Here is a 23,625-nt window from a genome sequence, read left to right as displayed (position 1 = left end):
CGAAACGGTAGGGTTGAGGACCACTGAACGTGAAGCTGGATACCCCAGACCCATCTACGTTCAGGCGGCTCACGACCAGGAAGATACTCAGGAGTTGCAATGAAGCTATCCGAGACCCCCGCCGTAGTCAGCCCGGAGCCGAGCTGGAACACCACAGACCTGCTCCAGTACCGGCTGCGAGAATCCCCGGACCTTGCTCTCTTCGGGCTCCCGGAGGGCGATCGTTGGCGCGATGTCTCCGTTCGGGACTTCCACGCCAAGGTGAATGACCTCGCCAAGGGGTTCGTGGCCGCTGGCGTCGAGCCCGGCGAGCGCATCGCGTTCGTGGCGAAGACCAACTACGAATGGACGCTCGTCGACTTCGCCCTCTGGTACGCGGGCGCGGTCATGGTGCCCGTCTACGAGACAAGCTCGTCGGCGCAGATCGAGTGGATGCTCGAGGACTCCGGGGCAGTCGGAATCATCTCGGAGCTGCCCGAGCACGACGACAAGCTCGAAGAGATCGCGGAGACCGTCTCGACGCTTCGAGTGCGCTACGCACTCCACGCCGGGGCCATCGAGGAACTCATCCGCCTAGGGGCTGGGGTCGACGATGCGGAGATCGAGCGACGCCGCGGCCTCGCGAACGGCGATGACATCGCGACGCTCATCTACACCTCCGGCTCCACGGGACGCCCGAAGGGCTGCGTCATCACGCACTCGAACTTCGTCGAGCTGTGCCGCAACGTGAAAGATCCCCTCGGCGCGCTCATCTACCCCGGCGCGTCCACCGTGCTCTTCATCACGCTCGCGCACGTCTTCGCTCGCTTAATCTCGGTGCTCTGCATCTACGGCGGCGTGAAGGTCGGCCACCAGCCCGACACGTCGAAGCTCGTCGAGTCGCTCGGCACCTTCCACCCGACGTTCCTCCTCGCCGTGCCGCGTGTCTTCGAGAAGGTCTACAACTCCGCGGAGCAGAAGGCAGAGGCTGGCGGGCGCGGCAAGATCTTCCGCAAGGCGGCCGACGTCGCTGTGCGCTACTCGGAGTCGCAGGATGCGGGCAGGACGCCCTTTGTCCTCGGGCTGCAGTACAAGCTCTTCGACAAGCTCGTCTACTCGAAGCTTCGTGAGGTCATGGGCGGCCACGTGAAGCACGCCGTCTCCGGCTCTGCACCCCTCGGCGCTCGGCTCGGGCACTTCTACCGCGCCATCGGCGTGAACATCCTCGAGGGCTACGGCCTCACCGAGACCACGGCGCCCGCCTCCGTGAACCTCGCCGAGAAGTCGAAGATCGGCACCGTCGGACCTGCGCTTCCCGGCGTCTCGGTCCGCACCGACGAACACGGCGAGCTCCAGGTCAAGGGCATCAACGTCTTCCGCGAGTACTGGAAGAACCCAGAAGCCACGGCCGCCGCGTTCGACGGTGAGTGGTTCAAGACGGGTGACCTCGGTTCGATCGACGAGGACGGGTACATCACGGTCACCGGCCGCATCAAGGAGATCATCGTGACCTCCGGCGGGAAGAACGTCTCCCCCGCCGCGCTCGAGGACCCGATTCGCGCCAACTCGCTTGTCGGCCAGATCGTGGTCGTCGGTGACCAGCGGCCGTTCATCTCGGCGCTGGTCACGCTCGACCCCGAGATGCTCAAGACCTGGCTGGCCAACAACGGCGAGGACCCGAACATCTCGGTCGCTCAGGCCGCAGAGCACCCCAAGGTGCTTGCCGAGATCCAGCACGCCGTCGACCGCGCCAACACTCGCGTCTCCCGGGCCGAGTCGATCCGCAAGTTCGTTGTGCTCGACGGAGAGTTCACGGAAGCCAACGGGACACTCACGCCCAAGATGTCGATCAAGCGCCATGTGATCCTCGAGAAGTACCGAGGGATCATCGAGGGCATATACAACGCCGCCCCCGCCACTCAGGGCATCACACTCAAGTAGCGGAGCAGGCCCCACGCGGCACGCAGCCAGCGCCTTCTGTCAGCCTCGTCAGCGAGACGAGCGGCCGAAGGCGCTGGCTTTTGCTGCCCTTGCCGCCCCGGCGCTAGAAGCGGCCGTCGCCGGCGCGAACCACTCACTGCTGCGGATCTCGCGCATTGCAGCCTTCCGGTGCTCCGGCGCGAGCGTGTCGATGTAAACGACGCCTCTGAGGTGGTCAGTCTCGTGCTGCAACATCTGCGCCATGAGGCCGGACCCTTCGAGCACGACGGGCTCACCGTCGAGGTCGATGCCCGTAACCCGCGCGTGCTCGTACCGTGGCGTCTGGTTCCAGAGCCCCGGTACGGAGAGGCAGCCCTCGTCGATCTCCTCGAGCTCACCCCACGTGCTTTCGAGCACGGGGTTAAGGACGTAGCCCGTCTCCCCGTCGATGTTGTACGAGAAAGCCGCGAGCCCGACGCCGATCTGAGGGGCGGCGACCCCCGCCCGCCCCTCGATCGCGGTCGTATCCAGTAGGTCGGTGACCAGGCTCCGGATGCGGTCGTCGACAACCGTGATCTGCTCGACCGGGGTGCGGAGCACCGGGTCTCCGTAGTAGCGGATTGGGCGAACGGTCACAGTTCCTCCTCGGCGCGCAGCAGCGCGTTCTCGACCACCTCGCTAGCCGCGGGGTGTGGCCAGTACTGGCCGCGCGCGAGGCCCCTGATGGAGTGCCCGAAGCTCGACGCGAGGACGAGGGGCTGGAGCAGGACCGCCGCGTCCGGGCCAATGATGTGCGCCCCGAGGATGGTCGCGCTCCCACGCGCGATGACGAGTTTACAGAAGCTGCGCTTGTCTTCGAGCGCCCAGCCCCACGCCGTCGACCCGTATTCGTGCACAACCTCGAAGGCGTCGTAGCCGAGCTGCTCTGCACGTTCGAGCGTGACCCCGAAGCTCGCGATCTGTGGTTCGGTGAAGACGACGTCTGGCACCGGCCCGAGCGTGTTCTTCATGAGACGGCGGCCAGGCTCGGCGGCGATGTTGTGCGCGACGACTCGCGCCTCGTGGTTCGCGACGTGCTTGAGCTGGTGCTCGGAGTCGATGTCACCGAGCGCGAACACACCGGGAACCTGGTGGCCGTCGCGGAGGACGCGCTGGTAGGCGTCCACTCGAAGCCGCCCGTCGTCGTGGTGGTCGAAGCCCACCTCGAACGTGCCGAGCGTATCCGTGTTCGGGATGCGCCCGATCGCGACGAGTACGGCGTCGACCTCGAGCTGCTCCCCCGTGTCTGTCGTGAGCGTCGCGACGCCGCCCTCGTCGGAGAACCCGACGACGGCGGTGTTCGTCTCGACGCGCCAGCGCTCTCGAGCGGCCTCCGTGAACGTCGCCGCCACGTCGGCGTCGAGCGACGAGAGCACCCGGCCGCGCACGAGCTGGGTGACCTCGGAGCCGAAGGCGTCGAACACGTGCGCGAACTCGGACGCGATCGATCCGCCTCCGATGATCGCCAGGCGGCGAGGGACAACGTCGACGCGCATGATCGTGTCCGAGGTGTGCACGAGCGCCGAGTCGAGTGGGACGACGTCGTGCTGACGAGCCCTGCTACCGGCGGCGATCACCAGCGTGTCCGCACGGAGACGCCGCCCGGACGCGGTCAGCACCTCTCGGTCGCCGAGCATCTCGACGCGCTCGCGAACGAGCGTGACCCTCGGGTTTCCACTCTCGCGGTAGTGCTCGCCGCTCTCGCTGATGTGGTCGATGCGACCGAAGACCCGGTCGCGCACCTCCGGCCACGAAGGGCGCAGGCGCACGTCGTGAACACCGAGGCGCTCTGCATCCCGTGCGTTTCGAACCACATCGGCCACGTGCACGAACATCTTCGTGGGGATGCACCCCACGTTGAGGCAGGTTCCGCCGAAGTGTTCGCCGTCGTCGACGATCGCGGTCGTCGGCCCGCTCTCATCTCCCGGCGGGAGGGTGTTCCCCGACCCGGCCCCGATGATGAGCAGGCCGAAGTGCTCGGCTTCTGGGAGCTCAGTCATCTGCGCTCTCTGGCCCTGGGCGCACAACCACGAGCAGGTCGCCGTTGCCAACCTCGAGCGAGGAGGAGATGGCGAGGCGCTCGACGGTGCCGGCAACGGGCGCCGTGATGCCCGCCTCCATCTTCATGGCCTCGATGGTCGCGACCGTCTGCCCCTGGGCAACACGCTCTCCGACCTCGACGCGAAGCGTCACGACACCGGAGAACGGCGCGGCGACATGGCCCGGGTTGCCGCTGTCCGCCTTCTCCCGCTCAATCGTGTCGACCTTGATGCTCCGGTCACGCACGAAGACGGGACGGAGCTGCCCGTTGAGCGTGGCCATGACGGTGCGCATGCCGTCCGCATCCGGCTCGCCGATGGCCTCCAGCCCGACGAACAACTGCACGCCCTTGCCGATGTGGATCACGTGCTCTTCGCCGGGCTCGAGCCCGTACAGGTAGTCGAGGGTGTCGAGCACCGACAGGTCGCCGAAGAGGCGGACCGTGTCCTCGTAGCTCGCCGTCGGCTGCGGGAAGAGGAGCCGGTTGAGCGTGCGCCTGCGCTCCAGGCTGTCGCCCGCGAGGCCCGCCTCGTCGGCGGCGGAGAGCGGGGTGACCTCGATCTTCACGTCGCGGCCTTCGAGCACCTTGCTGCGGAAGGGCTCAGGCCACCCGCCTGGAAGCTCGCCGAGCTCACCCGCCATGAAGCCGATGACGGAGTCCGGGATGTCGTACTTGCCAGGGTTCTCGGCGAAATCGGCCGGGTCAGCGCCGACGGCCACGAGATGCAGCGCGAGGTCACCAACGACCTTTGACGAGGGCGTGACCTTCGGAATGCGGCCAAGGATCTTGTCGGCGGCGTCGTACATGTCCTCGATGCGCTCGAACTCGTCGGCGAGGCCAAGCGCGATGGCCTGCTGGCGAAGGTTCGACAGCTGACCGCCCGGGATCTCGTGCTTGTAGACGCGCCCTGTCGGGCCCGGCAGGCCTGACTCGAAGGGACGGTAGACCAGGCGAACGGCCTCCCAGTACGGCTCGAGGTCGGTCACGTTCGTGAGGCTTATGCCGGTGTCCCGCTCGGTGTGCTCGAGCGAGGCGACAAGGGCCGAGAGGCTCGCCTGGCTTGTTGTGCCGGACATCGGAGCGCTCGCCACGTCGACCGCGTCGACTCCGGCCTCGCTGGCGGCGAGGATCGTTGCGAGCTGCCCGCCTGCCGTGTCGTGCGTGTGCAGGTGCACGGGCAGGTCGAAGCGGTCCCGCAGGGCCGTCACGAGCTTCGAGGCGGCCTGTGGCCGAAGGAGCCCCGCCATGTCCTTGATGGCGATGATGTGCGCGCCCGCGTCGACGATCTGCTCCGCGAGGCGCAGGTAGTAGTCGAGCGTGTAGAACGGTTCGTCCGGGTCGGCGAGGTTGCCCGTGTAGCAGAGGGCGACCTCGGCAACCGCTGTGCCCGTCTCGAGGACCGCGTCAATGGCTGGGCGCATCTGCGACACGTCGTTGAGCGCGTCGAAGATGCGGAAGATGTCGACCCCCGTCGCGGTCGCCTCGTGCACGAATGCCTTCGTCACCGCCTCCGGGTACGGCGTGTAGCCGACCGTGTTCCGACCGCGGAGCAGCATCTGGAGCGGGATGTTCGGCACGGCTTCCCTGAGGCTCGCGAGGCGCTCCCAGGGCTCCTCGCCGAGGAACCGGAGCGCGACGTCGTAGGTCGCGCCGCCCCAGGCCTCGATGGAGAGCAGCTCAGGCGTGAGCTTTGCCAGGTACGGTGCCGCCGTCACGAGGTCGCGCGTGCGGACCCGTGTTGCGAGGAGCGACTGGTGCGCATCCCGGAAGGTTGTGTCGGTGACCGCGAGGCGTCGCTCCGAGCGCAGCTTGGCGGCGAACCCGGCAGGGCCGAGGTCGACGAGCTCCTGGCGGCGCCCGGCGGGCAACGGCGACGCGCTGTCGAGCGCTGGCAGCTTCGTGCGTGGCTCGACGGAAGTCGGCCTGGCACCGTGAGGCGCGTTGACCGTGACGTCGGCGAGCCAGTTGATGATCTTCGTGCCCCGGTCGCCAGGGCGGCGGTACTCGAGCAGGCCAGGGCGCTTCTCGATGAAGTCCGTGGCGACGTCGCCGCGCTGGAAGTCGGGGTCGTCGAGCACGCCGAGGAGGAACGGGATGTTCGTGGCGACGCCGCGGATACGGAACTCGGAGAGCGCGCGGCGTGCGCGCCGCACAGCTGCGGGGAAGTCGCGGCCGCGGGCCGTGAGCTTCATGAGCATCGAGTCGAAGTGCGGCAGCACCTCGGCGCCCGTCGCGATCGTGCCACCGTCGATGCGGATGCCGGAGCCGCCCGCGGAGCGGTACGTCGTGATGACGCCGGTGTCCGGTCGGAATCCCTGCGACGGGTCCTCCGTGGTGATGCGACACTGCAGCGCGAAGCCGTGCAGCTCGAGCTGGTGCTGCTCGAGCCCCATGTCGTCGAGGCGCTCACCTGAGGCGACGCGCATCTGCGCCTGCACGAGGTCGACGTCGGTGACCTCCTCGGTGACCGTGTGCTCGACCTGGATGCGCGGGTTCATCTCGATGAAGACGTGCTGACCCGCGCGGGGCCCGGCGGTGTCGAGGAGGAACTCGACGGTGCCGGCGTTGACGTAGTCGATGGACTTCGCGAAGGCGACCGCGTCGGCGTAGAGCTTGTCCCTGACGTCCTGCGACAGGTTGGGGGCAGGTGCGATCTCGACGACCTTCTGGTGGCGGCGCTGCACGCTGCAGTCGCGCTCGAAGAGATGCACGACGTTGCCGTGCTCGTCAGCGAGGATCTGCACCTCGATGTGGCGAGGGCGCAGCACCGCCTGCTCGACGAACATCGTCGGGTCGCCGAAGGCGCTGTCCGCTTCCTTCATGGCCGACTCGAGGGCTTCGCGAAGGTCCTCAGGGCGCTCGACGCGGCGCATCCCGCGCCCGCCGCCGCCTGCGACGGCCTTGGCGAAGATCGGGAAGCCGATCTCCTCGGCGGCTGCGCACAGCGCATCGAGGTCGGTGGAGGGCTGGCTCGAAGCGAGGACGGGCACACCGGCGGCGATCGCCTGGTTCTTGGCCGTGACCTTGTTGCCCGCGGACTCGAGCACGCGCGGGGGTGGCCCGATGAAGGCGATTCCCGCCTCGTGGGCAGCGCGCGCGAGTTCTGGGTTCTCGCTCAGGAAGCCGTAGCCCGGGTAGATCGCGTCTGCGCCGGACTCCTTCGCAACACGCAGGATCTCTGCGACGTCGAGGTACGCGCGAACCGGCTGCCCGACGGTCCCGATCTGGTACGCCTCGTCAGCTTTCAGGCGGTGAAGGGAGTTGCGGTCCTCGTAGGGATACACCGCGACCGTCCGCGCTCCAAGCTCAACTGCGGCGCGGAATGCGCGAATCGCGATCTCGCCACGATTCGCGACCAGGATCTTCTTGAACACCGGTGTTCCACCTTCCGACAACAACGACAGGGGCATGCAGCAACGTGACGCCAAGCCTAGTGAATGTAGCCTGGGCAGGTGTTCGTCCTCAGCATCAGTTCTCTCAAGGGCGGCGTCGGCAAGACCACGGTGACCCTTGGCCTCGCTTCCGCCGCCTGGGCCCGTGGGCTCAGAACCCTCGTCGTCGACCTGGATCCCCAGTCCGACGTCTCCACCGGCCTCGATGCCAGAGCCAAGGACGGGGCGACGATCGCCGACGTCCTGCGCTCCCCCAAGCCGAGCACCGTCAGGGCCGCAATCGCTCGCTCCTCATGGGGCGAGGGGAGCCACGGGGTGATCGACCTCATGGTCGGAAGCCCCGCCGCGTTGAGTTTCGACACCCCGAACCCGTCGATCCGCGAGATCTGGCGTCTGGAGGAGGCCCTGGCCGTCGTCGAGGCCGACTACGACCTCGTGCTCATCGACTGCCCGCCGTCACTCAACGCACTCACCAGGACGGCGTGGGCCGCTTCAGACCGCGTTGCGGTCGTGACCGAACCTGGACTCTTCTCCGTCGCCGCCGCTGACCGCGCCCTCCGCGCCGTCGACGAGATCAGGCGCGAGCTCTCACCGAGGCTCCAGCCGCTTGGCATCATCGTCAACAGGGCCAAGCATCAGTCGATCGAGCACCAGTTCCGGCTTGGCGAGCTGCGCGACATGTTCGGCCCGCTTGTGCTCTCACCAGCCCTGCCCGAACGCACGTCGCTGCAGCAGGCCCAGGGTGCCGCGAAGCCCGTGCACCTCTGGCCGGGAAGTTCGGCGGAGGAAATGGCTGCGAGCTTCGACACGCTCCTCGAGCGCATCATGCGTGCAGGCCGCCTCGGCGCCTACACAGAAGCCGCCGGCGCAGACGACGAAGCCCCGGTGACGCGTGGGCGTCAGCGGGGCCGGTCGAACAGCTAGCGTTCGCCTTTCGGCTTGCGGGAGGCGCGACCTAGCTTGCGCGGTTCGCGCGGCGGGCCGCCAGCTCGTCAACCGGGTCGATCGTCTGCTGTTCGAAGTCGACGAGCGTCGACTCGACCTCGCGGAGGACCTGTCCGACGAAGATGCCGAAGACGCCCTGACCCCGATGCACGAGGTCGATGACCTGGTCGTTCGAGGTGCAGAGGTAGACGCTCGCGCCGTCGGACATGAGGGTGGTCTGGGCGAGGTCGACGACTCCGGTCTCGTGGAGCTGGTCGACTGCAGTGCGGATCTGCTGGAGCGAGATGCCCGTTTCAAGCAGACGCTTCACGAGCTTGAGCACCAGGATGTCGCGGAAAGAGTAGAGCCGCTGCGACCCAGACCCCTTGGCCCCACGGACGGTCGGCTCGACGAGCCCCGTGCGTGCCCAGTAGTCGAGCTGGCGGTACGTGATACCGGCGGCACGCGCGGCGACGGCGCCGCGGTATCCGGAACCCGGATCGAGGTCCGGAATGCCGTCGGTGAAGACCAACTCGCCGCCGGTTGGCGCGTCGCCCTGTCCCTGCTCGCTCATGCCTGCACCTTTCACACGTTTTCGACTGGCTCAGCACCCAGGTCTCCTGGGGCGTAAGCGCTGGGGCTTACCACAAGGGAACTTGAGGTAAGTCCCGAGCCGTCTTGGTCGATTCTATTGGAGCGCATGCGCCGCGGCTACTTCCGAACGACAACGATGTGGTCCTTGCCCTGACTCGCCCCGAATTTCGGGCATCCGGGCAGCCCTGGCGGCGTGTCGCGACACGGGTGTGGCCCGCCCGAATCCACTTAAAGTTCAAGTGGAGGATGAACCTATCTCCGACCCCGCACGGCCTGACGGATCAGCGACCTGCGGACAGACTCGAGGTGCTCGGCCAGCTCGTTCGCGCGCTCACTCGTCTCACCGCCAGAGCGGGACCGTCGTGAGCTGGTGGAGAGGGCCTGCTCGATGAGGCCGAACTCATGATGCGCAGCAGCGCGGAACGGCCTGAGGTGGCGAGGTTCGATGCCCACCTTCTCGAGCTCAACAAGCGTGCTCAGCATCGTGAGCTCGTCGTCCTGGTACCGGCTCGCAGCCGGGATGAGCCCGGCGCTCACGGCCTGCTCGAGCAGCGCGGGCTTCGCACCCGAACGTTCGAGAAGCTGCGCGCGGTCGAGCACGGTGCCGGCAGGCAGCATCGTCTGTCGCTGAGGAGCCCTCGATCCCGGAAGCTCGGGCTCGAGACCTCGGTCGAGCGCGTCGAAGTACTCGGCGATCACCTTGAGGGGCAGGTAGAGGTCGCGCTGCATCGTGAGCACCTCGCGCAGGCGAGCGACGTCGCCTGCGGAGAACTTACGGTAGCCCTTCGGGGTGCGCTCCGGATGCACAAGGCCCTTGTCCTCCAGGAAGCGAAGCTTCGAGGGGCTCAGCTCAGGGAACTCGACGTTCAGGCGCTGCAGGACCTGACCGATGCTGAGCGTGCGGCCCTGCCCTCTGGAAGAAGCCGCCGCGATAGCGGCCACGTTCAGTTCCCGGCAGACGCGGAGGTCAAGCTCGTGTCGAGCGGAGAGCTGTAGAAAGTGAGGCGGAACTTACCCACCTGCACCTCTCCACCGTTCGTGAGCACTGCGGAGTTGATGCGCTCGCCGTTGTAGTAGGTGCCGTTGAGCGACCCGAGGTCGCGCATGTGGAACTCGCGGCCGTGCCTCGTGAACTCTGCGTGGCGGCGCGAAACCGTGACGTCGTCGAGGAAGATCTCCGCGTTCGGGTGCCGCCCTGCGACCTGCAGGTCGGTGTCGAGCAGGAACCTCGCGCCGACGTTGGATCCGCGACGCACGATCAGGAGAGCAGAACCGGAAGGAAGCGCGCTGATGGATTCCATCTCCTCCTTCGACACGCCGCCAGCGATGAGCGCGGCGAGCTGCGCGCTGAAATCGCCCGTAAACGACATCGTCGAAGACTGCGTCTGCTCATCGACAACGCCGTCGCCTTCAGGGGTCCGCGCCTCAGCGTCAGAACCAGCCATATTTGCCTCCTCGAGTCGGTGCTCAAGCGTAGCGGAATCGGGGGTGCCCGAATTCCGGTCGGTTAACTGCACAAGCACCGCCAGCCATTGTGCGTCAGACGACTGAGTGTTGTCGAAACGAGAGAGGAAATCGTTCCGCCTTTCTCCCTGGGCGAACAATTCGCCCTCGACGTACACTGCCTGGGTGCTAGACCTGTCTGCTTCCGGCGATCGCGCTGACTTCGAGGATCGATACGGCGGTGATCCCATCGCGCGAATGCGAGAACGGAAGTCGGCGCCGCTGACCCGCAAGGTGCCGATGGCGAGCGGGATGTGGCTTGAGGATGCGGCCACCGGCTTCTATGGGCGCCTCGCGTCTGCCAACAAGCAGACGGTGACGCTCCAGGACTTCGACGGGCAGCGCAAGGCGTTCCCCGCCGACTCGATCTTCCTGCTCGAGGACGAGCCCGTGCTCCTCGGCCCGCCCACAGCGAAGCAGCCGACCGGGCGCGCGCGGAGCGCCTCGGGCTCGTTCCATGTCGCCGATGCGAAAGCCCGCACTGCACGGTCGGGCCGCATCTTCGTGGAGGGCAAGCACGACGCCGAGCTCGTCGAGAAGGTGTGGGGCCACGATCTCCGCATCGATGGGGTCGTCGTCGAGTTCCTGCAGGGCGCCGACCACCTGGCAGAGGTGCTCACGGTCTTCGGCCCCAGCCCGACCCGGCGCGTCGGCGTGCTGCTTGACCACCTCGTCAAAGGCTCGAAGGAACAGCGCATCGCGGACGACATCACGAGACGCTTCGGCGCGTCGCATGTCCGCGTCGTCGGTCACCCGTACGTCGACGTCTGGCAGTCGGTCAAGCCGGAGCGCCTTGGGCTCAAGGCGTGGCCCGTCATCCCTCGCGGGCAGGACTGGAAGAAGGGCATCTGCCGCGCGCTCGGCTGGCCGGCAGAGGAGCAGGCGGACACGGCGAGAGCCTGGCAGCGAATCCTGGAGCGGGTCCGCGACTATCGCGACCTCGAGCCTTCGCTGCTGGGCCGTGTGGAGGAACTCATCGACTTCGTCACGGAGCCTGGCGACGCAGGTACCTGACGGCGTACACCGCACCTGCCGCGACGTGCAGCACCGTGCCGATCAGGAGCATCCACCAGGTGATTCCGCGCAGCGGTTCTGCCGGCACCTGAGCCGCGTACGACAGCAGGTGCAAGGGCATCGCGACCATGATGAACGCCGACCTCGCCTTCCCGAGAAGATTGACGCGGCCCTCCCTGACCCGCTCGAGGCGTGTGAGGCCTATGACAAGCAGCGCCGCGTCGCACAGGAAGATCGTGATCAGGACGAACCACGGGAAGTAGCCGAGGAGCGCGAGTCCGAGCCCGATGATGATGATGCCGAGCCGGTCGGCGACGGGGTCGAGGATCTCCCCGACGCGGGAGACCTGCCCGAGGCGCCGAGCGAGGAAGCCGTCGATCCAGTCGGTCGCACCGAACGCGGCAAGGCTCAGCGTGGCCGCGAGCTCACGTCCCTCGGCCGCGAGCCAGATGGTCAGCGGGACGAAGACGAGCAGCCGGGCCACCGAGATGGCGTTCGGCAACGTCGCCCATCGCATCGGGGCCTTCCGCTGCTCTTGTCCCATGCGCACATCCTCTCAGCGACTCCCCCTCCTGGGCTGGGGAGACCAGCGTGTCGGTGGATGTTCGTAGGCTGTCCTCGATGAGACTCCTGCACACTTCCGACTGGCACATCGGGCGCACCTTCCACGGCCATTCGACGCTCGAGGCGCTCGGCGGCGTGCTCGACACGATCCCCTCGATCGTGCGCGAGCACGGCGTCGACGCCGTGCTCGTCGCGGGCGACGTGTTCGACTCGGCCACCCCGTCCCGGGCTGCCCTCGAGTTCCTCACGACGGCAATCCGAGCGATCCGCGAGGCCGGTGCCGTCGTGATCCTCTCGAGCGGGAACCACGACTCGGCCGCAAGATTAGGCTTCCAGTCAGAGTGGGCGGCGTTCGGCGGCGCGCACGTGCGTGCCGACCCCGAGGCCCTCGCCGAGCCGGTGCTGCTGACCGATGAGCACGGCGAGGTCGCCGTGTACGGCATCCCGTATCTCGAGCCGCTCCTGGTTCGGCGAATGCTCCCGGAGGGAACCCCCGGCACGCAGGCCGGTGTGCTCGGGGTCGCGATGGACGCCGTGCGGGCTGACGCGACCCGGCGCGGGGCGCGCTCGGTGGTGCTCGCCCACTGCTTCGCGGGGGCGAGCATGGCAGAGGCGGAGGGGCTCGAGCGCGACATCACGGCGGGCGGGCTCGACATCGTGCCGACCCTGACGTTCGAGGGTGTCGACTATGCAGCGCTCGGGCACATCCACGGCAGGCAGACGCTCGAGGAGTCCATTCGGTTCTCCGGTGCTCCCCTGCACTACACCTTCGGTGAGGGCGGGAAGCCTCGAGGCGGCTGGCTCGTCGACCTCGACGCCGACGGGCTCGAGCAGGTCTCCTGGGTCGACCTGCCGGTGCCCCGCGAGATGACCACGCTGACGGGCACGCTCGACGAGCTGCTCGCATCGCCCGCGCACGCCGCCGCCGAGCAGGACTGGGTGCGAGCGGTGCTGACGGATAACGTGCGGCCGCTCGACGCGATGCGCCGGCTGCAGGAGCGCTTCCCGTACTGCGCGCTCATCGAGTTCGCGCCGAGCGCCCCCGAGCAGTACGCGACGGCAGGCTACGCCGCGAGGGTGGGCACAGGCAGGAGCGACGCGGAGCTCGTCGACGGGTTCCTTACGTTCGTCCGGCGCGGCGAGGGGCTGAGCGACGACGAGCGCGAGCTGGTCGAGCGGCAGCTCGCGGAGATGGGGGCAGACGCATGAGGATCAGCGCACTGAGGATCGCAGGGTTCGGCCCGTTCCGGGGCGAGCAGCAGGTCGACTTCGACCAGTTCGCCGGTGACGGCGTCTTCCTCATCAGCGGGAAGACGGGTTCCGGGAAGTCGAGCGTGCTCGATGCCATCGTCTTCGCACTCTATGGCAGCGTGCCACGCTACGAGGGGCAGAGCGCGCACGGCATCCGCAGCCACCACGCGGCACCGGAGGATCCGAGCTACGTCGAGCTGGAGTTCGAGCTCGGCGACATCAGGTACCTCGTGCGCCGCGAGCCCGACTACGAGCGGCCCAAGCGGCGGGGCTCCGGCACGACGAAGCACAACGCCGCGGCGCAGCTCTCGCAGCGGGTCGACGGCGAGTGGCACGGCATCGCTGCGAAGCCCGTCGACGTCGCGAAGGCGCTCGCCGAGGTGCTGCCGCTCTCCAGGGCGCAGTTCCTGCAGGTCGTGCTGCTCGCGCAGAACCGCTTCCAGGAGTTCCTGCACGCGTCCACGGGCGAGCGGCAGGCCGTACTGCGGGCGCTGTTCGCCACCGACCGGTTCAAGCGCCTCACGGCGAACCTCGTGGATGCGCGGCGCGAGGCCGTCGCCACCGCGGAGTCGGCGTCCGCCGCCGTCGCGCGCATCACTCTCGAGATCGAGGGCCTGACGCCGGCGGAGGTCACCGAGGGGCACGCCCCCGCGTCACCACTCTCGCTGTCCGACGCCGAGCGACGCCTCGGCCTCGCGACGACGGCCGCGGCCCGCGCAGCCGAGGAGACCGCGACGACGGCCGCCGCGCAGCAGCGCGCAGAGGCGTCGCTCGGCGAGGCCAAGAGGGTGCAGGAGCTGCAGAGCCGCCGGCAACGGCTCCTCGACGAGCAGGCCAGGCTCGCGGCAGAGGCCGAGGCAGTCGCGGCGTCTCGGCGCCAGCTCGAGCGCGCACGCGCCGCGGCGCCGCTGGAGTCCGGGCTGCAGCTCAGCGATTCGACCGCGACCAAGCTCAGCCGCCTCAGTGCCACCCGCGCCAAAGCCTCGGAGGAACTGCTCGGGCACCTCCGGGAAGCCCCGGGCGGCGCCGGTGAACAACCCCCTCAGCGCGGCGAGGCACTCGCGGGGCTGGTCGACGAGTCTGCCCGCGTGCTCGGAACGCTCGAGGAGCTCCTGCGACTCGAGAAGGCGTTGCCAAACGAGCGGAGAACGCTCGAGGAGCTTCGATCCGCGCGCACGGAGAACGGGGCGCGGCTCGAGAAGGTCAACGCCGAGCTGGCGCTGCACCCCGAGCGACGCGCGCTGCTGCACGAGCACATCACCGGCAGCGAGGTGCAGGCCGCGGCCCTGCCAGGCGAGGAGGAGCGGCTCGAACGAGCCACCCAGCTCATCGCCGTCTCGACGGAGCGGGCTTCCCTCGTCGCCGAGCAGCTCGCTGCGCTCGAGCGCAGCGCTCGCCTCGCGGAGCTCGCAACCGCCGAGTCCGCCGCGGAGCGCGCCCTCATTGCGCGTCGACTTGCTTCCAGCGCTCTTGTGCTCGCGCACGAGCTGACCGACGACGCCCCGTGCCCTGTCTGCGGGAGCCGGGAGCACCCGGCCCCGGCCGAGGGCGACGACGTCGACGACGTGAGCGACGCTGCGCTTGATCGCGCGCGCACCTCTGCGGCGAAGGCCAACGACACGCACGCCGAGGCGCAGGTCGCGCTCGCGGCCCTCGTTCAGCGGGCAGGCGCTCTTGACGCTCGCCTCGACGGCCGCGCAGCGGAGCAGCTCGAGGCCGAGCTTGTCGAGGCGAAGCAGCGTGTGGGGCTCGGCCGCGACGCCACGAAGGCGCTCGCGCAGCACAGGAAGCAGCTTGCCGACCTCGAGGAGCGCGAGCGCACGCTGCTCGTGGAGCAAGCGAACGCGCGGTCGCGCGACGGCGAGCTCGCGGCCGAGATCAGCGCACTCGACGCCCGCCTCGGCGCCGACGCCGCCCGGGTCGACGCCGGACTCGGCGGCTTCGCCTCCATCGCGGCCCGCGCCCTCCACGTTCGGCGCACGCACGAACTCGCGGGGGCGCTCGACGACCTCACCCGCGACCTTGACGCCGCCAGAACCGCAGCAGAGGAAGCCGAAGCGCGGCTCTCGGCCGCGCTCGAGAACTCGTCGTTCGCCGACCGGGAGGCCGCGGCCGCCGCCCTGCTCCCCCAGGCGGCCGCCGCGCAGCTCGACGCGCGCATCCGCGCCCACGAGCAGGCCAGCGCGTCGGCCGAGTCGGCCCTCGCAGACCTGAACCTGCAGGACGTGCCCGCCGAGCCCGTCGACGTCGCCGCTGCATCAGAGGCCAGGGCCTCCGCGGGGCGCGCCCACGACGCGCAGGTCGCGACGCACACGCGCCTCGGTGAGCTGGCCACTCGCCTCGGCGGACTCGTGGCGAGGCTCGGCACGGAGCTCGCGACGAGCGAAGAACTGCTTGCGCGCGCGGAGACCCTGCGCGTGCTCGCCGGCACCCTGTCGGGGCAGGAACCGAACGAGAAGCGCATGAGCCTCGAGGCTTACGTGCTCGCGGCGGAACTCGAGGAGATCGTGGCCGCCGCCAACGCACAGCTCGCGCGGATGACCGCCGGCCGCTACAGCCTCGAGCACGACGACGGCCTTCAATTCCGCGGCGCCCAGTCAGGCCTCGGGCTGCGCATCGTCGACGCCTACACGGGCCGATCGCGGGCGACCGAGTCGCTCTCGGGCGGCGAGACGTTCCTCGCCTCGCTCGCGCTGGCGCTCGGCCTCGCGGAGACCGTCACCTCGAGGGCGGGCGGGGTTCGCCTCGACACGCTCTTCATCGACGAGGGCTTCGGCTCCCTCGACGGCGAGACGCTCGGCACGGCGATGGCCACACTCGACCGCCTGCGCAGCGGCGGTCGGACGATCGGCGTCATCAGCCATGTCGAGGCCATGCAGGAGCAGATCACGTCGAAGCTCCAGGTCACGGTCGACGCCCACGGTGAGAGCAGGGTGCACGCCAGGACCAGCTAACCGGCACGCGCGAGCCGGCAGACAGAAGCCGGCAGACACAGGCAGGCAAGCCACAAGCCGTCGAGCGCCACAGGCGGCCCGCGCGGACGACTCGATACGATCAGCGGATGGATCGAGACGAGCACGGCTACCACCAGCCAGGACCAGCGTCGGTGCGCGTCGACGTGTGGCTGTGGGCCGTGCGCATCTACAAGACGCGCAGCGCGGCGACGGCCGCCTGCAAGGCAGGGCACGTGAAGATCGACGGTGAGCGGGCCAAGCCGGCACAGCGCATCCACGTCGGCGACGAGGTGCGCGTGCGCACTGACCGCGATCGCATCCTCGTTGCCCAGGAGCTGCTCAAGAAGCGGGTCGGCGCGCCGATCGCGGCGAAGGCGCTCATCGACAACTCGCCGCCGCCGCCCCCGCGCGAGTTCACAGCCCCGATTGGCTTCCGCGACCGCGGGGCGGGACGACCCACGAAGCGAGAGCGTCGCGAGATCGACCGGATCCGCGGTCGCGAAACTGAACCTGAGCCCTGGGACGCGGGCGACTGACGGGGCCGACGAAGAACGGTGGGCCCCGGTGAGCCCCGGCAGCCCAGAGTGTGGTCACCGCAACCTCGAGTCACCGCAAGAACAGCTCATCACTAAGACCAGGCCCTCACAAAGACCAGGTCCTCACTAGGATCGCGCCAGTGAACGATCAGGCCACCGCAGGCGGAGGCCATGTCAGGCGCCGGCCACCCCAAGATCAGCAGACGTCAAGATCAGTAGACCTCGAGATCGGGCCACAGCACGCGCAGGGCATGCCGGGCGCCGGTCACCCGAAGATCAGTACACCTGAAGATCAGACCACCTCAAGTTCAGGCGACCCCAAGATCTGGCCACCAAGGGGGCCCGATGCCACGACATCGTGCCGCCGTAGGGTGAGGCGCCAACGCGGCGCCAACGCGGCGCCAACGCGGCGCCAGCTCGACGTCAACGCGACGTCAACGCGACGTCAGCGCGACGTCAGCGCGACGTCAGCTCCGAGCCTTGAGCCCTACGCCTTCATGGCGTTGCGCTCGCCTGCGCGGACAGGCACGGTGAGGCGGTTGTCGGCGGCGGGCGTCGGGCAGACGAACTGGTCGCTGAACGCGCACGGCGGCAGGTAGGCGCGGTTGAAGTCGATCGTCGTCGTGCCGTCAGCTCCCGGAGCCTGGACAGTCAGGAACCGGAACCGGTAGCTCTCGTCGCCGCTCGTCGCGTCCGCGAAGACGACCTGCAAGCCAGCCTCCGAGTGGTCGGCGTCAATGGAGAACGCTGAGCCGCCGAGCTCGAAGTCGAGCTTGCCACCGAGGTCCTTCCTGGAGACGTAGCCATCTGCCTGGAGCACGTCGACCTGCTCGGAGGACGGGCGGAAGGTGGCAGCGACGACATAGTCGTCACCCGGCGCGTAGCTGTCGATACCAAGCAGGGACGAGCGTCCGGGCGACTGAGGGTCAAGAACGCGGAGCGCACGCTGGTCGTCGCGAGCGAAGGCGCGGAGGATGCGATCGCCGTCGTGCAGTTCCTCCCCTGTCGTGAGCGTGACCCTGTCGCTGATCGCGGAACCGGATGCGTCGGTGTAGCCGCTCGCGGCGAGTCCGGTGCCAACAACGGCCCCGTCCTCGATCGTCCAGGACCCCGCTACGCCTTCGAGCTCCAACCCGATGCCGTCGGCAAGCCAGTTCGTCGCGACGAGAGCCGCTGGCCCGTACGGAGCTCTGACGGCACGCTCACGACTGTCGTGCCAGGCCGCCCAACGCTCGCCGAACTGGTCTCCGGTAGTGGTGCTCTGCTGCGTGCTCATGCTGCTCCCTCTCCTCGTTCTCTCTGCTGATCTCGCCGATGAGTCTCAAGGTACTCAAGGCGACTGCGTCGTTCTCGCGGAACGACACGGCGTTGGTCTTCGGGCGTGAGAACGCCCCGACAAACGGGTTGGACGTGTAGGGGCCGACCGCGAAGCGGCGCGGATGCACGGACCCATCCGCCCTCACGACGCGCGAGTCGGCGCGGCGCACCTCGATGACACCGGTCGCGAGGCTTCCCTCCGGCGTGGCCGCAACTCGTTCGCGGCCCTCGCCGGAGTCGATGAGCTGACGAAGCGCCTCGTTGTCGGTGTGCGCGACGTCGGAGTCTGGCAGCCAGGCGTCGATGAGCGCGCGGGCCGAGACCTGGCGCTCGAGGGTCGTGCCCTTTGCGCGGAACAGCCCGGCCTGCTCGTCCTCCCACACGCGGAGGTCGCCGCCGAGGAAGTGGACGACTCCGGCTTCGCTCAACGCCAGGAGCTCGTCGAGGCGGTGCCCTGGGGGGCCGGAGGCGACGTAGCTGAAGAAGCCCTTCCACCAGACGCGGACGTCGCCCGCGAGCGAGGCCGGCGACCAGTTGGGCGCATCCTGGAACTCGACGAAGGTCATGAAAGAGAAGAGCAGCGCAAGGAAGAGTCCCTGGCTCTCGCTGTTCCCCTGGCTGTTCCGCCGGCGCAGGTCTTCGCGGATGTAGTCGTGCAGGACGACGGACACCGAGCCGACGTCGGTCGCGGCGGCACCGCGCAATGGGTGGTCGAAGGTCTCGATGTCAAGCTCGTCGCTCGGGTCGACGAGTGCGGCGATGACTGCGTCATGGAGTTCTGGCGACTGGGCGCCGAAGCGGTCGAGGTCGGCCCGGAACTCGACCCAGGAGACGCGCACGCGCTCAGGGTGGCCTGTGAAGAGCTCGCGGTAATAGCCGTGCAGCATCTCCTTCGCGAGGAGCGGCCAGAAGTGGGTGCGGAAGTCGAGGATCTCGTGCTGCGCTACGACCTCCCTGGCGATGTCCGCCGTGAAGTACCGGGTTTCGAAAGGCTCACCCTGCAGGACGCTCGTGACCTTCGAGTGGTAGGGCACTCCCCGCCTCGAGCCGACGAGGATGCGTGGCTCGCTCCCCGACGGAAGGTACTTGAGGCGTCCCTCTTCCGCGCTCGGCACGAACGTTCCACCGCGGCCCTCAGTGAGGAGCACAAGCAGGTCGACGGCGGCAAGGCCGAGCCCGCGGACGATAACGGGCTCGCCGGCCTCGACGGCGCTGAAGTCAGCGTCTGCCGTGAACGAGGGCGGCACGTAGGCGAGGTCGTGGCGCGCGGCGAAGTCACTCAGCTCGGAGGTTCTGGTTCCCTCGTGGACGAGGGTGCCAGAGTGCCCGAGCGCGTAGACGACCACGTTGACAGTGAGGCCGTCTCCCGTGTCGAGCTCGACTCGCTGGGAGCCGTTCTCGAGCGTCGTGACGCCCGTCACCTGCGCCGTATGCACAAGCACGGTCAGCCCTTCTGGCGCGGCGTCGACTGCTTGCTCAAAGAACCAGCCGAGGTACCGGCTCTGGAGCCGACGCGTCGGGAAGCTCGCGGGTCCGAGCGTTCGCACCTCTGCGGCAACCTGCGCGTCCTCCTCGTCGAGGTCGTAGCCGGGCAGCTCACCGTTCGTTGCCTGCTGCGCCCATTCGACGAGCGATGGTCCTTCTCGGACCGGCCCTTCTATTGTGCTCGTCTCGTCGGTGAACATCGTGACGTCGGCTGCGAGCGAGTTGAGCTTGAGAAGGCCAGACTGGGCGTCTCGCCAGATGCGACCAGCGCCTGGCGGGTGGGGGTCGATGAGGTGCACGACCAGCGGACCGGTGTCGTCGGCCACGTAGTTCGCGACGATTCGTTCGAGGAGTCCGGCGCCCCTCGGGCCCGCGCCGAGCACGGCAATGCACCGAGCCCCCTTGCTGCTGTCGGCGTCGATGAGCCTGGTTGCTGACGTCATGCGATTGCCTCCAGGACACGCTCCGTGGGCCGTCCGCCCGGGATCGCGTCGACGAGCGCCCGCGTGTACTCGTTGGTACTGCGCTCGAAGACCGCGTCGACCGTGCCCTCCTCGAGGAGCTCTCCCCTGCGGAGCACGCCGACGCGGTCCGCGATCTGCCGCACGACCGCGAGATCGTGGGTGATGAAGAGGTAGCTCAGCGAGTGCTCCGCCTGGAGGTCGACCAGCAGCTGAAGGATCTGAGCCTGCACGGAGACGTCGAGCGCAGACACTGCCTCGTCGAGCACGATGAGCTCGGGGTTGAGCGCGAGCGCGCTGGCGATGGCGACGCGCTGGCGCTGCCCGCCGGAGAGCTGCGTCGAGCGCCGCTCGGCGAAGCTCGCGGGGAGCGCGACGTCGTCGAGGAGCTCGAGCACGCGTGCTCGCCTCGATACCTTGTCGCCGACGCCGAAGGCGCGCAGGGGCTGTTCGATGGAGTCGGCGACGGTGAAGCGCGGGTCGAGCGAGGAGTACGGGTCCTGGTGCACGAGTCCCGTCCTGCGCCGGAAGGCCCTGAGCGCGCTGCCCTTGGCGCCTGCCACCTCGACGCCGTCGAGGCGGATGCTGCCCTGGTCGGGCCGCTCGAGCAGCAGCGCGAGCCGCGCCGTGGTGCTCTTGCCTGAGCCGGATTCTCCGACGAGCGCGTAGCTCTCGCCGCGAGCGATCGAGAACGCCACGTCTTTGGTCGCGTCGACCCGTGCCCCGCCGGGGAGGCGGAATGTCTTGCTGAGGCCGGAGACCTCGAGCACCGGCCTGCTCGGGTCGATGGCGAGTGCGCCATGCGCCGGCACGAGCCTGGTCGAGATCCTCGTCGGTGCCGCCGCGACGAGTCGCTTCGTGTAGGGGTGCTGAGGGTCCTCGAGCACCTGCGCTGCTGGCCCGGCTTCGACGATGACGCCGTGTTGCATGACCAGGATGCGGTCTGCCCGGTCGGCTGCCACTCCCAGGTCGTGGGTGATGAAGAGCACCGAGGTCGAGGCGACGGCGGCACGTTCCGCGATCAAGTCGAGGATCTGGCGCTGCACCGTCACGTCGAGGGCACTCGTGGGCTCGTCGGCGATGATGAGGCCGGGCGAGGCGGCGAGCGCGGCCGCGATGAGGACCCGCTGCCGCATGCCGCCGGAGAACTGGTGCGGGTACTGCGCGGCTCGCTTGGCGGCGTCCGGGATGCCGGCATCCGCCAGGAGCTCGACGGCCCGCGCGCGGGCGTCCCGCTTCGTCGCGAGGCCATGGATGAGAAGGACCTCCGCGACCTGCGCGCCGACCGTCTGCAGCGGGTTGAGCGACGCCGAGGGGTCCTGCGGGATGAGGCCGATGCGCGCGCCGCGCACGGCGCGCCACTCGAGTGGGGTGAGGGCTGTGAGATCGAGGCCGTCGTAGCGGAGCGCATCCGCGCTGACTTCAGTGCTCGACGGGAGGAGGTCGACGATCGACTTCGCGACGCTCGTCTTGCCGGAGCCGGACTCACCGACGATCGCGACCTGCTCGCCCGGGTAGACGTCGAAGGAGACGCCGGCGACGGCGAGCGTCGTGGCGCCCTTGTACGCGAGCTGGAGGCCGCGCACGGAGAGCAGGGGCTGGGCGGGATCCTGCGCCTGTCCCACGGTAGGTGACTGCGTTGAGGTCATGAGCGGTCTCCTCGTTCTTGGAGCCAGCGGGACAGGCGGGCCGTGGAGAGCACCACCGCGACGATCACGAGGCCGGGCAGCGTCGTGAGCCACCAGGCGGCCTGCAGGTAGTCGCGTCCCTCGGAGATGAGCGCGCCCCATTCCGGTTGGGGCGGCGGGGCCCCGAAGCCGAGGAAGCTAAGCGCGGAGATGGCGAGCACGGCTGCGCCGAATTCGATTGCGGCGAGCGCGAGCACCGGGGTGATGGCGGCGGGCAGAACCTGGCGGAAGATGATGCTGGGCCAGCGCGCGCCGGAGAGCTTCGCGGCCTCGATGTAGCCGGCGGTCGCGACCGAGAGCACCTGCGAGCGCATGATGCGCGCGAACGCCGCCGTCGACGCGAGGCCGACCGCGATGGCGATGTTGAGCGTCCCGAAGCCGAGTCCCGTGATGATCGTGAGCGAGAGCAGGAGCGCCGGGATCGCGAGGATGACGTCCATGAAGCGCATGATCGCCTCGTCGACGAAGCCGCGCAGGTAGCCGGCGAGCAGGCCGAGGAGCGCCCCGGTACCGAGGGCGATTACCACGGCGAGCCCGGAGGCCAGGAGCGTGGTCTGCGATCCGTAGATGAATCGAGCGAGCGTGTCGCGGCCCAGATTGTCGGTGCCGAACGGGTGCGCGGCGCTCGGTGGCTGGAGACGATCGAGGAGCGTTCCGTTGACGGCGTCGTACGGCGTGAAGACGGACGGGATGATCGCCCAGGCGATGACCGTGGCGAGCACGGCGATCGCGAGGATGAGGGACGGCAGGCGCAGCAGACCGCTGAAGCGTGCGAACGACGACGGCTTGACCGCCTCTGGCACGGGCTGTGGCGTCCGCTCGGCGGTGCCCTGACTGTCCGGGTTTCCGAGACTGCTTGGCGCGACGTAGCGCTCCGTCCGGCTGAGCGGGGTGAGGCCCGGCACCGTCTCGAGGAGAGGCTGGCTCATGCTGGGACCTCGTTCTTCGCTGCCTTGGCTGGCTCGGTCGGGGCGAGCCCGGGTGTCAGCGTCGACGTTGAGCGACCCTTCGACGAGGGACGCTGCTGCTTCGTGGAGTGCGTCAGGCGCGGGTCGATGAGCGGGTAGAGCGCGTCGACGATGAGGTTGGTCACGACAAACACAACCGCGGCGAACACAACCGCGATCATGACGAGCGGGATGTCGCGGTTGGCGACGGCCGTCACGATCATGCGGCCGACGCCGTCACGGGAGAAGACCGTCTCGGTGACGACGGTGCCCGCGAGGAGCTGACCCACGAGCACTCCGCCGATCGTGAGCGTCGGCAGGGCTGCGTTGCGCAGAGCGTGGCGGATGAGGATGCGCGTGTCTCCCGCGCCCTTCGCCCTGGCCTGCTCGACGAACGGCCTCGAGAGCGTCTCGTGGAGGCTGCGGGTCAGAACTTGGGCGAGGTAGGCCCCCGTCGGAATGGACAGTGTGAGCGCCGGCAGGATGAGCCCGACGAAACCGGTGCTCCCGAAGGCCGGCACCCAGCCGAGCTGGAACGAGAAGACCTGCAGGAGGAGAAGTCCGAGCCAGAACGTCGGGACGGCGATGGCAAGCGAGGGCAGCGACTGGAGGATGCCGCGGAGCCACGACGATCGGACGAGGTTGCTGACGAGCGCAAGGCCGACACCCCCGACGACAGAGAGGACAAGGGCGGCACCGGCGAGTGTGGCTGTGGAGGGCAGCGCGCGGGCGAGCACCTCCGTCGCGGGGATTCCGTTCTGCACGGAACTGCCGAAGTCGAGGACTAGCGCACCGCCGAGGGCCGCGAGGTACTGCTCGTGGAACGGGGCGTCGAGTCCGAGCTCCGCGCGCAGGGCCTCGATGGCGGCAGGGTCGGCGGCGCCCTCGCCTCCCCCGGCGGCGGCCACTGCGGCCGCATCACCGGGGAGGAGGTAGAGCAGGAGGAACGAAAGCGTGAAGGCCGCCCAGAGGACCAGGATCCCCAGGGCGAGCCTCCACGCGAAATAGCGGACCAT

17 protein-coding genes and 1 pseudogene are annotated in these 23,625 nt (G+C 68.8%); 6 read left to right on the top strand and 12 right to left on the bottom strand.

The genetic code is table 11. From position 1 onward, the window contains the following. The first annotated feature begins 99 nt into the window (after positions 1-99). The gene (locus FHX72_RS02450) at positions 100-1,920 is read left to right on the top strand and encodes an AMP-dependent synthetase/ligase (RefSeq protein ID WP_068493306.1); all 1,821 of its coding nucleotides are present in this window, start codon (positions 100-102) and stop codon (positions 1,918-1,920) included. A gap of 126 nt (positions 1,921-2,046) precedes the next feature. Here the strand turns inward: FHX72_RS02450 and def are convergent. From def to FHX72_RS02435, 3 genes and pseudogenes are all read right to left on the bottom strand, one after another. Continuing rightward, a pseudogene (gene def, locus FHX72_RS02445) lies at positions 2,047-2,535 on the bottom strand (peptide deformylase); the annotation flags it as partial. Next, complete coding sequence (locus FHX72_RS02440; RefSeq protein WP_068478252.1) at positions 2,532-3,938, bottom strand: mycothione reductase; 1,407 nt, start codon at positions 3,936-3,938, stop codon at positions 2,532-2,534. The gene FHX72_RS02440 and the pseudogene def, both read right to left, overlap by 4 nt. Further along, positions 3,931-7,353 carry a pyruvate carboxylase gene (locus FHX72_RS02435; RefSeq protein ID WP_183622837.1) on the bottom strand — a complete coding sequence of 1,141 codons (3,423 nt, stop codon included), beginning with the start codon at positions 7,351-7,353 and terminating at the stop codon, positions 3,931-3,933. The genes FHX72_RS02440 and FHX72_RS02435 overlap by 8 nt, the downstream gene beginning before the upstream one ends. Positions 7,354-7,431: 78 nt before the next feature. On the opposite strand from FHX72_RS02435, the gene FHX72_RS02430 reads away from it, so the two are divergent. After that, positions 7,432-8,295 carry an AAA family ATPase gene (locus FHX72_RS02430; RefSeq protein WP_183622835.1) on the top strand — a complete coding sequence of 288 codons (864 nt, stop codon included), beginning with the start codon at positions 7,432-7,434 and terminating at the stop codon, positions 8,293-8,295. Between the two features lie 31 nt (positions 8,296-8,326). On the opposite strand, the gene FHX72_RS02425 is transcribed toward FHX72_RS02430, so the two are convergent. The 3 genes from FHX72_RS02425 to FHX72_RS02415 form a co-directional block, all read right to left on the bottom strand. Continuing rightward, a complete protein-coding gene (locus FHX72_RS02425) occupies positions 8,327-8,869 on the bottom strand; it encodes a MerR family transcriptional regulator (RefSeq protein ID WP_068478247.1) in 543 nt (180 codons plus the stop codon). Between the two features lie 272 nt (positions 8,870-9,141). Beyond that, entirely contained in the window at positions 9,142-9,831 is a 690-nt protein-coding gene (ftsR, locus tag FHX72_RS02420) for a transcriptional regulator FtsR (protein ID WP_183622833.1), read from the bottom strand. A 2-nt stretch (positions 9,832-9,833) separates the two neighbouring features. Further along, positions 9,834-10,334, bottom strand: a complete 501-nt coding sequence (locus tag FHX72_RS02415) for an FHA domain-containing protein (protein ID WP_068478243.1) — start codon at positions 10,332-10,334, stop codon at positions 9,834-9,836. Between the two features lie 256 nt (positions 10,335-10,590). Between FHX72_RS02415 and FHX72_RS02410 the strand changes: the two genes are divergently transcribed. Continuing rightward, positions 10,591-11,406 carry a DUF3097 family protein gene (locus FHX72_RS02410; RefSeq protein WP_068478303.1) on the top strand — a complete coding sequence of 272 codons (816 nt, stop codon included), beginning with the start codon at positions 10,591-10,593 and terminating at the stop codon, positions 11,404-11,406. On the opposite strand, the gene FHX72_RS02405 is transcribed toward FHX72_RS02410, so the two are convergent. Next, positions 11,378-11,950 carry a CDP-alcohol phosphatidyltransferase family protein gene (locus FHX72_RS02405; protein WP_068478241.1) on the bottom strand — a complete coding sequence of 191 codons (573 nt, stop codon included), beginning with the start codon at positions 11,948-11,950 and terminating at the stop codon, positions 11,378-11,380. The two genes, FHX72_RS02410 and FHX72_RS02405, sit on opposite strands and share 29 nt — an antisense overlap. A gap of 77 nt (positions 11,951-12,027) precedes the next feature. On the opposite strand from FHX72_RS02405, the gene FHX72_RS02400 reads away from it, so the two are divergent. The 3 genes from FHX72_RS02400 (at position 12,028) to FHX72_RS02390 (ending at position 16,711) form a co-directional block, all read left to right on the top strand. Next, positions 12,028-13,179, top strand: a complete 1,152-nt coding sequence (locus FHX72_RS02400; protein ID WP_183622831.1) for an exonuclease SbcCD subunit D — start codon at positions 12,028-12,030, stop codon at positions 13,177-13,179. After that, a complete protein-coding gene (locus tag FHX72_RS02395) occupies positions 13,176-16,175 on the top strand; it encodes an AAA family ATPase (RefSeq protein ID WP_183622829.1) in 3,000 nt (999 codons plus the stop codon). The genes FHX72_RS02400 and FHX72_RS02395 overlap by 4 nt, the downstream gene beginning before the upstream one ends. Before the next feature lie 107 nt (positions 16,176-16,282). Next, a complete protein-coding gene (locus FHX72_RS02390) occupies positions 16,283-16,711 on the top strand; it encodes an RNA-binding S4 domain-containing protein (RefSeq protein WP_068478234.1) in 429 nt (142 codons plus the stop codon). 487 nt (positions 16,712-17,198) lie between these two features. On the opposite strand, the gene FHX72_RS02385 is transcribed toward FHX72_RS02390, so the two are convergent. From FHX72_RS02385 to FHX72_RS02365, 5 genes are read right to left on the bottom strand one after another with little or no spacing between them, the layout of a single operon-like run. Beyond that, positions 17,199-17,987, bottom strand: coding sequence for a DUF1684 domain-containing protein (locus tag FHX72_RS02385; protein WP_183622827.1), 789 nt, complete (start codon positions 17,985-17,987; stop codon positions 17,199-17,201). Further along, positions 17,914-19,956: an FAD/NAD(P)-binding protein gene (locus FHX72_RS02380; RefSeq protein WP_221186690.1), complete on the bottom strand. Its 2,043-nt coding sequence runs from the start codon at positions 19,954-19,956 to the stop codon at positions 17,914-17,916. Before FHX72_RS02380 ends, FHX72_RS02385 begins: the two co-directional genes overlap by 74 nt. Then, positions 19,953-21,623: a dipeptide ABC transporter ATP-binding protein gene (locus tag FHX72_RS02375; protein ID WP_183622825.1), complete on the bottom strand. Its 1,671-nt coding sequence runs from the start codon at positions 21,621-21,623 to the stop codon at positions 19,953-19,955. The genes FHX72_RS02380 and FHX72_RS02375 overlap by 4 nt, the downstream gene beginning before the upstream one ends. Further along, positions 21,620-22,591 carry an ABC transporter permease gene (locus FHX72_RS02370; RefSeq protein WP_183622823.1) on the bottom strand — a complete coding sequence of 324 codons (972 nt, stop codon included), beginning with the start codon at positions 22,589-22,591 and terminating at the stop codon, positions 21,620-21,622. The genes FHX72_RS02375 and FHX72_RS02370 overlap by 4 nt, the downstream gene beginning before the upstream one ends. Next, positions 22,588-23,625 (bottom strand): ABC transporter permease, encoded by a 1,038-nt coding sequence (locus tag FHX72_RS02365; RefSeq protein ID WP_068478226.1) that lies wholly within the window; start codon positions 23,623-23,625, stop codon positions 22,588-22,590. Before FHX72_RS02365 ends, FHX72_RS02370 begins: the two co-directional genes overlap by 4 nt.

The organism is Pseudoclavibacter helvolus (genome assembly GCF_014191305.1).
GTDB classification, from domain to species: Bacteria; Actinomycetota; Actinomycetes; order Actinomycetales; family Microbacteriaceae; genus Pseudoclavibacter; species Pseudoclavibacter helvolus.
Note: the sequence above shows the minus strand (reverse complement) of the source record. Positions and strands in the feature narration are given on the sequence as shown.